Origin of the sequence: Bacillus sp. AY2-1, assembly GCF_008368965.1 — a bacterium.
Classification (GTDB): domain Bacteria; phylum Bacillota; class Bacilli; order Bacillales; family Bacillaceae_G; genus Bacillus_A; species Bacillus_A thuringiensis_S.
On the sequence record NZ_QPEL01000158.1, the window covers coordinates 1 to 1,559 of the forward strand.

Sequence of the window (1,559 nt, forward strand, 5' to 3'; positions counted from 1 at the left end):
ACTACACGTCCTTGTATATCAACCTATGAAAAGATTTGAAAAAAATTTAAAAGAGACCTTCAAATAAAATAATTATATTTGAGGTAACACCACATCGCCATCGAGCTAAAAAAATGTATCCATAAAAAGAAAAAATACGCTATTCTTTCTGTAGAATCATAGGAAAGGATGGCGTTTTTTATGTCTATTTCTGTATCCAATGAATTACAACTATTTGCTCAAGAGATTCAAAGTTTTTTATCTCCAAATACCTTACGGGATCTTGCTAGAGATGTTGGTTTTGTACAACGAACCAGTAAGTACCAAGCAAAAGATTTAGTAGCTTTATGTGTATGGGTGAGCCAAAATGTAGCTATGACTTCTTTAACTCAGTTATCTAGCTGTTTAGAAGCATCAACAGAAGTACTCATCAGTCCTGAGGGACTGAATCAACGGTTTAATAAGGCGGCCGTCCAACTTTTACAACACCTACTAGCCGAACTACTAAGCAAAAAATTGGCCACATCTATGCCGATTTCTTCTCCATACACTTCTGTTTTCAAGCGTATTCGTATTTTAGATTCAACTGCATTTCAACTCCCGGATGTATTTTCATCGGTTTATCCAGGTGCAGGAGGATGCAGCCATACAGCTGGGATAAAAATTCAACTTGAGTATGATTTGTTAAGTGGACAGTTTCTACATATTCATACAGGTCCAGGTAAACAACATGATCGCACTTACGGCTCTCTGTGTGCCCCAACTGTGACAGCGAATGATTTATGTATCCGGGATTTAGGTTATTTTCATTTAAAAGACCTTCAATATATACAAGATAAAGAGGCCTACTATATCTCTCGTATCAAGTCGAATACACGTATGTATCAAAAAAATCCTAACCCTGATTATTTTCAAGACGGAAGAATTAAGAAAGGTACAGAGTATATACAGATAGATATGGAGACGTTAATGAACTCCCTTCAACCAGGAAAAACATGCGAAATAGCTGATGCTTATGTAGGAATGATTGATAAAGTACCAGCTCGTGTAATTGTTCATCGATTAACAAAACAACAGCAACAAAAACGATTACAAGATCAAGCCGTAAGAGAAAAAAAGAAAGGAATGAAGTATTCTCCTCGTAGTAAACGACTCAGTGGTATCAATGTATATATGACAAACACCCCTACAGATATTGTCCCGATGGGACAGGTACATGACTGGTATTCTTTGCGTTGGCAAATCGAAATTTTATTTAAAACGTGGAAGTCATTCTTTCAAATTCATCATTGTAAAAAGATAAAACCAGAACGATTGGAGTGCCATTTATATGGTCAATTGATTGCCATTCTACTCTGTTCTTCTATCATGTTTCAAATGCGCCAATTGCTCCTCATGAAGAAAAAACGAGAGCTTAGTGAGTATAAAGCCATATATATGATTAAAGACTATTTTCTTCTTCTATTCCAAACTATACAAAAAAACACCCAAGAGCTATCAAAGGTTTTACTTCGCCTGTTCAATCTCCTACAGCAAAACGGGCGGAAATCTCATCGATATGAGAAAAAACGGTCTTTGAT

1 protein-coding gene is annotated in these 1,559 nt (G+C 36.0%); it reads left to right on the top strand.

Going from position 1 to position 1,559, the window contains the following annotated elements:
* Nucleotides 1-180: 180 nt before the first annotated feature.
* On the top strand, nt 181-1,559 hold a 1,379-nt coding region (locus tag DN403_RS26485; protein WP_149185914.1), incomplete at its 3' end, for an IS4-like element ISBce7 family transposase.